This is a genomic window from Nocardioides sp. P5_C9_2 (genome assembly GCF_054049555.1).
Genome location: NZ_JBFUMD010000204.1, coordinates 1 through 6,324 on the forward strand (window position 1 = coordinate 1; position 6,324 = coordinate 6,324).

Annotated in this window: 7 protein-coding genes; 5 read left to right on the forward strand and 2 right to left on the reverse strand. The window is 68.0% G+C overall.

Translation table 11 applies throughout. The features are described 5' to 3' along the window. Positions 1-200 precede the first annotated feature (200 nt). Both ACXJKL_RS11620 and ACXJKL_RS11625 read left to right on the forward strand, forming a co-directional pair. Positions 201-830, forward strand: a complete 630-nt coding sequence (locus ACXJKL_RS11620; protein WP_457207205.1) for a sulfotransferase family 2 domain-containing protein — start codon at positions 201-203, stop codon at positions 828-830. Between the two features lie 170 nt (positions 831-1,000). Then, positions 1,001-1,441 carry an N-acetyltransferase family protein gene (locus ACXJKL_RS11625; RefSeq protein ID WP_457207206.1) on the forward strand — a complete coding sequence of 147 codons (441 nt, stop codon included), beginning with the start codon at positions 1,001-1,003 and terminating at the stop codon, positions 1,439-1,441. 261 nt (positions 1,442-1,702) lie between these two features. On the opposite strand, the gene ACXJKL_RS11630 is transcribed toward ACXJKL_RS11625, so the two are convergent. Next, positions 1,703-1,912, reverse strand: coding sequence for a hypothetical protein (locus tag ACXJKL_RS11630; RefSeq protein ID WP_457207207.1), 210 nt, complete (start codon positions 1,910-1,912; stop codon positions 1,703-1,705). 293 nt (positions 1,913-2,205) lie between these two features. On the opposite strand from ACXJKL_RS11630, the gene ACXJKL_RS11635 reads away from it, so the two are divergent. Continuing rightward, entirely contained in the window at positions 2,206-3,099 is an 894-nt protein-coding gene (locus ACXJKL_RS11635) for a hypothetical protein (protein ID WP_457207208.1), read from the forward strand. Positions 3,100-3,365: 266 nt separating this feature from the next. Here the strand turns inward: ACXJKL_RS11635 and aqpZ are convergent, their stop codons facing one another. After that, entirely contained in the window at positions 3,366-4,109 is a 744-nt protein-coding gene (gene aqpZ / locus ACXJKL_RS11640) for an aquaporin Z (protein ID WP_457207211.1), read from the reverse strand. Between the two features lie 846 nt (positions 4,110-4,955). Here aqpZ and ACXJKL_RS11645 point away from each other — a divergent pair. After that, entirely contained in the window at positions 4,956-5,738 is a 783-nt protein-coding gene (locus ACXJKL_RS11645) for a phosphotransferase (protein ID WP_457207209.1), read from the forward strand. Positions 5,739-5,931: 193 nt separating this feature from the next. Continuing rightward, positions 5,932-6,300, forward strand: a complete 369-nt coding sequence (locus tag ACXJKL_RS11650; protein ID WP_457207210.1) for a hypothetical protein — start codon at positions 5,932-5,934, stop codon at positions 6,298-6,300. The last annotated feature ends 24 nt before the right edge of the window (positions 6,301-6,324 follow it).

Here is a 6,324-nt window from a genome sequence, read left to right on the forward strand (position 1 = left end):
GCGTCAGCTTCGTCAGGAGCACCGGGTCGGTGAGGACGTCCCACACCTGGTCCGGGGAGGAGCGCAGGGTGGCGTCGGACTTGTTGCGAGCACGGAAGCGGTTCACCCGGCAAGCCTAGGCGGCGGGTCGACACGCACCGACGGCCCGCCCGCCACACCGGGCGTCCGGCCGACGGGCGACCGTCGTCTAGCCTGCTCGGGTGCTCATCTCCGACGACCGCCGGATGCTGTTCGTCCACATCCCCAAGACGGGCGGGGCGTCGGTCGAGCAGCTGCTCCGCGAGGCCTGCCCCGATGCCCGCACGGTCGGCAGGCAGCGGCACGCGCGGCTCCAGCGGATCCTGCGCCACGAGCCCGGGCTGGCCGACTACTGGTCCTTCGGCTTCGTGCGCAACCCCTGGTCGCGGATGGTGTCCTGGTACTCGATGATCGACACCTGGAACCATCGCTGGGGGCCCGCCTCCGGGCGGCCGCAGGACGGCCACTGGGGCTCGACCCGGGACGGCAACCCGCTCTGGCGAGCGGTCGCGGCGTACGCCGACTTCGACGAGTTCGTCCTGCGCGGCACCGCCGAGCACGACCGGCTCGCCATGCCGCAGGTCGACTACCTCGTGGGCGACGACCACCGCGCCGACTTCATCGGCCGCACCGAGCACCTGGCCGAGGACATCGCCACCATCCAACGCGAGCTGGGCATGCCGGCGATCGAGCTGCCGCACCGCAACGCCCGCTCCAGCGGCTCGTGGCGCGACTACTACACGTCCACTACGCGCGAGCGCATCGCCGAGGTCTACGCCAAGGACGTCGCGGAGTTCGACTACCGGTTCTGACCCGGCGAGCTGRCGGCGCGGCCGTGAAGGGTGGTCGTCGCGACGGGACTCGATCACCGGGCCAACGACCGTCAGGGGGGAATGAGTGCGCCGGTGCCATGCCGTGAGGACCACCCCTGCGACGACCGCAGCGAGCCCGACGCCGGCCCCTCACATCGCTGCACCTTGACGTGTGGGAGGAGGCATACAGCGATCTGATCGGCGCCGAGATCCTGATGGAGCGCCGCAGGTCCCGTTCCCTCCGGGTCGCACGCTGGCGAGAGAACATCCTCGTCGGTGACGGGCGCACCTGGCTCGCTCGGTCTCATGGCGACGGTGGCCTGGTCGGCTTCATGAGCCACGGACCGGGACGCGACGAAGCTCGGACCAACCTCCCTGATCTCGAGGTGTGGGCCCTCTACGTGCGCGCCGCCGTGTACGGGCACGGCGTTGGCTACGCACTGTTGAGCGCGGCGCTCGGATCCGCACCGGCGTACTTGTGGGTGCTGGAGGGCAACGATCGTGCTGTCGCGTTCTACGAGCGGCAGGGCTTCCGGCTGGACGGGTGCACGAAGAGCGAACAGGTTGGGCGGGAGCACCGAATGGTCCGTACGACGGGAGAAGTGCGATGAACCTTCAGCGACGCCCACCGACCTCTCGGTGCCAGTAGGCGGCATGGTCGCTCGCCGGCCGCACCCTCATCGCGGCCCCGCGCGCTCACCCGCACCCGGTGCGAGCCACGGCCGATGTCGAGCGGGCCGCCGTCCTCGCCTGCCCAGGTCACCAGCCGGCCCCGGCTCACTCACGCCGACGGAGACCTCGCCGATGGACCGTCCCTTCAAACGTCGCATGGCTCAGCGATCGGCTCGCGCCGACCTGGCGTGGACGGGCGCTCAACCCACGCTGTATGCCTCGCGGAAGAGCAGCGCAGCGTTCGTGTACAAGTCCAGGTTCTTCAGGCTCTGACCGGAGACCGCGTGGCCATGAGAGGCGGCAGTCGCGTGTTCGGCTGACAGCCGGTCAGCCATCGCGTCCAGCCACGTCACGAGAGCCTGTGCGGTGGAGCGATCGAGAGTCGGGGGCGACGGGTAGGGCGCGTCCATGCGCTCACGTTCCCACGTGGCAACCCGCGACACGCCAAACTCCGCATCTGCCGCGATTGGTCCGTGGTCGGCGAGGAGGCGGGGTCTACTTCCCAGCACTTCTTCCACCCTGCGGTGGAACCCGTCTCTCCCTCTTACCTGCCGGGCCGGCCGGACCCCACCCTATGCACTTCCTGCATCCGCATCTGCCGCTGAGAGCACGCGGAACTGCCGATGAGCGTGCTTCGCGAACCGCGCTGCTGCGCATCGTTGGCTGACCGACGCGAGGTGCTTCTCGTGCCAGACTGCCGTCCGTGACCGAAGACCCCTTCGCTGCTGCTCGAGCATTTCTCGACCGCGAAGGAAGGCTTGTCGAGCGCCGCCTCGCGGGCGTGCTGTTCGACGTAGCCGACCCCTCCGGCGTGACTGACGCCGTTCGGGCCTACCGCAACCCCGACGGGGGGTTCGGTCACGGCCTGGAACCCGACAAGCGCTGCCCGGCAAGCCTTCCCATCGACGTCGAGTGCGCTCTCGGAATCCTCCTGGCAGCCARCGAGGGCGACACCGCGGAAGGCTCAGACAACCCAGACGAGGACGGACTTGTCAGCGGCGCTTGTGACTGGTTGGCCTCGGTGGCCGCTCCCAACGGAGCGGTGTCCTTGGCCTTGCCGGTCATGGAGCGTTACCCGCGGGCCGAGCACTGGTCGGAGTGGACCTACACGCCCGGACTGAACCCGACCGCCGGGCTGGCCGGGCGGCTGCACCAGCTGGGCGTCACCCACCCGTGGCTCGACCGGGCCACCGACTGGACCTGGGAACGACTGGAACCGGGCTTCGACGAAGACGCGCACGCTCTGAGCGAGGTGCTGGTCTTCCTCGCCCACGTGCCTGACCGAGGTCGGGCGGAGACCGTCGCTGCGCACGTGGGCGACTGGCTGAGCAAGGCCGCCTGGTACCGGGCGGATCCGTCGGACCCGGGCTACGGCCTTACCCCGCTCCACCTGGCGCCGTCGCCGGACAGCCCCTGGAGGCGACTGTTCGACGACACAACCATCGGGGGCCACCTCGACCGCCTGGTCCGTGACCAGGAGCCAGACGGTGGCTGGTCGATCACGTGGGAACCACCAGGGTGCGCCTCCGCACTGGAGTGGCGTGGGATCGAGACTCTCCGGGCTCTGCGCACCCTACGGGCCTACGGCCGGCTTTGACGGCCCTCCGGTCTCGGGCACCGCACGCCTGAACGTCCTCATCTGCCGCCACGAGTGCGCGCTCATGCCGAGATGCGGATGCTTGCCGGTGGGCGAGTTTGCGCGAGACGATCGAGCAGGTGAGACCCGCGACGCGTCGAAGGCTGCCGAAGGGGCACAGGAGGCCGAGGCTGCCGAGGTCGGCGTCGAAGAAGGCCCCGCGTCGGTCCGGCTGAGTGACGTGCCTACGTGCGGGCTTCAGCGCCGAGATCTGGCGACGTCGGGACTCAGGTCTCCATGGCTTCGGGCAGGCTGACGGCTGCATCGTCGCCGAGCAAGGTGGCGTAGGTGACGCCAGCGATCAGGGCACCGGCGATCGGGGCGACGACAAACAGCCACAGTTGCGCGATGGCGTCTGCGCCTGCGAACACTCCCACACCGATGGACCGCGCCGGGTTCACCGACGTGTTCGTCACCGGGATGCTGATCAGGTGGATAAGGGTGAGCGCGAGGCCGATGGCCAGCGGTGCCAGCCCCTTGGGCGCGCGAGTGTCGGTGGCGCCCAGAATCACCCACAGGAAGATGGCCGTCAGCAGGACTTCGATGATGAAGCAGGCGAGCAGGCTGTAGCCCATCGGTGAGCGATCGCCGTAGCCGTTCGAGGCGAAGCCGCTGTCCACGGCCGAGAAGCCGTCCAGCCCGTTGGCCACGACCAGCAAGACGGCGCCAGCCACGACCCCGGCAACGATCTGAGTGGCGATGTAGGCAGGGGCGTCCTTCCAGGCGATCCGGCCCCCAGCCGCCGCGCCCAGGGTGACTGCGGGATTGAAGTGGCCACCGGAGATGTGGCCGACTGCGTACGCCATGGTGAGGACCGTGAGGCCGAAGGCGAGCGCGACGCCTAGCCACCCGACACCGACATCGGTGTTGGTCGTAGCGAGAACGGCCGTCCCGCAGCCACCGAAGACGAGGACGAACGTGCCGAGGAACTCGGCCGCCAGGCGCTTGCTCATGCTCGGCGCGAGTGCCATCACGATCACCTCCTCGGTGCGAACATGAGGGACGGTCCTCTTGCAGTATGGCGGCGAGCAACGCCAGGCGCGTCCCGGTACAGACCACCCTGCAGACGGGGCAACGCCCTCAGCAGTTGCGCCGCACATGCCGAGACCGGGCGCGTAAAGACGTGCGCTACGCAGGGTGCTCACGAGGTTCGCGACGCAGTGCGCCTTCCACGGACAACTCCACGCAGCCCGACAATCAGAATGCCGAGGGCGACGGTGATAGGTCCGAAGAAGAGCAGGTAGCCCACCGGGCCAGCCTGCTCGTCTACCGGGAGCCACTCAGGCAGGACTCCCCTACTTACCTCGGGAGGCATAGCGGACAACGAGGGGCCGCTCAGTTGTCGGGTCGCAGTACACGAGTTGTCCGAGTAGGGGGACTCGTCGTTGAGCGGGTGGAACTCGTACCTACCGCCCAACGCATAGCGACGATCTACTGAAGTGAAGGAACCGGTCGTTCCCCGAACAGTCACGGTCGCGCCGTCATCAGTCACAACCTGCACCACCCGATCACCTTGGCTGGTTGCGATGACCGTTCCTACGAACGCATATGGCGATGGGACAGGGGCAGTCGCGCACGAAGCGGCGGCCGGGGGTGCCCCGAGCATGCCGGCCGTCCAAGCGCACAACAGCAAAGCCGCCACCCGGTAGGGATACACGTCGGCGAGTCTCACGCCGCTATGACTCGCGACGTGGGGAACCCGTTCCGTCCCTCTACGTCCGCATCTGCCGCGACCCGTGCGTCCGCCCATGCCAATGAGCGCGTGGTTTCGCCAGAACTCGTTGGTGTCGAACCGGTGCTCATGTGAAGGTCCCACCATGGCAAGCGACGAGGTGTTGAGCCGAGCGGCAGAAGTGAACGAGCAGCTGCGGCCAATCGAGTTGACGGCTGAAACAGTCACTCGTCCGGCCGGGCCCCACACCCCAACCGCGCACTCATTCCTGCGGCATCTTCGCGCCAAAGGTCTCGACTGCGTTCCCGAGCCAATTTCGCTCACCGATGAGACGGAGACGCTTCGCTTCATCGAGGGCGAAAGTGGCGGTGACGGTTGGAAGAACCAGCACGACGAGCAGGGGTTGCGGTCGGCAGCGCGTCTGCTGCGGCGCATTCACGACGCCTCGACGGACTGGGTTCCACCGGACAACGCCGTCTTTGCCGCTCCCTCGGTCGAGGGCGGCGACGTGTTCGTCCATGGCGATCCCGGACCGTGGAACTTCGTCTGGCGGGACGGAGAGGCGGTCGCGCTCATCGACTGGGACTTCCTGCACCGCGCGTCCAAGCTCGAAGACGTGGCATACGCCTTGCTGTGGTTCGCTCCGATACGAGACGACCAGTCGGCACTGGAGTGGCACCACTTCCCACAGCTCCCCGACCGGCGCGCGCGCATCGAAGCCTTCCTCGACGCGTACGGCATTGCGGCCGACTTTGACGTCGCTGACGTAGTTGTTCGACGCGTCCGCTACACCATCGAGCACGTGCGCTTCCTTGCGGATCAAGGGCGGGAACCACAGAAGACGTGGGTCGCTGAGGGCAGTGTCGAGAGGGAAGAACTGGCAGCGATCACGTGGATCGAGGAGCACAGGTCGTTGTTCTCCCGCTGATGCCTCACGCCCGGGTCTGCCGCGTTGAGCGCTGCTGTGCCCGCCAAGCCATTGCGGAGCGGTTCGAGCCACGCCCGGTTGTACGTGCAGGTATCTAGGTCTGGCCATTGCCCCTCGACGAGGGACGCGAGACGATCGACGCGGAGGTGCGGAGATGAAGGTGCGACCAGGGGCAGTGATCCGAGGCGTCGGTGTGGCTGGCTCCTACCTCGCCACTGGCACGTCCACGCGCTCGCGCATCCTCTTCGCGGCTTACGCGGGCGGCTGGTTCGTGAACAAGCCCGGACTACAGGTCTTCATGGTCATCCCTGACACGGACGAGCCGTGGAAACGCGGCTCGGTGTCCTTCGCGACGGCCGTGGCGTCGTGGTCAACAGCGATGCTGGCCGCGACGACGGCGCTCCGGCGCACGAARCTGCCGACACCGATCGGTGCGGTCCTGCTCGGAGGCGGTTTCGTGGCGATCGACTCGCTCCTCGCCGATCTCGGCGAGAAACGCGACGCGGCCAAGACTGCGGAGGCTCAGGGAGTGGCTCGACCTGCCGACGGCGCGGAGGCCTGACCGACTCATCGCACCGAGCACCAT

What these genes read in the sequence shown, in the direction of transcription:
- ACXJKL_RS11630 (WP_457207207.1), bottom strand. Translation starts at nt 1,912, where the DNA reads ATGGACGCGCCCTACCCGTCGCCCCCGACTCTCGATCGCTCCACCGCA.
- aqpZ (WP_457207211.1), bottom strand. Translation starts at nt 4,109, where the DNA reads ATGGCACTCGCGCCGAGCATGAGCAAGCGCCTGGCGGCCGAGTTCCTC.
- ACXJKL_RS11645 (WP_457207209.1), top strand. Translation starts at nt 4,956, where the DNA reads ATGGCAAGCGACGAGGTGTTGAGCCGAGCGGCAGAAGTGAACGAGCAG.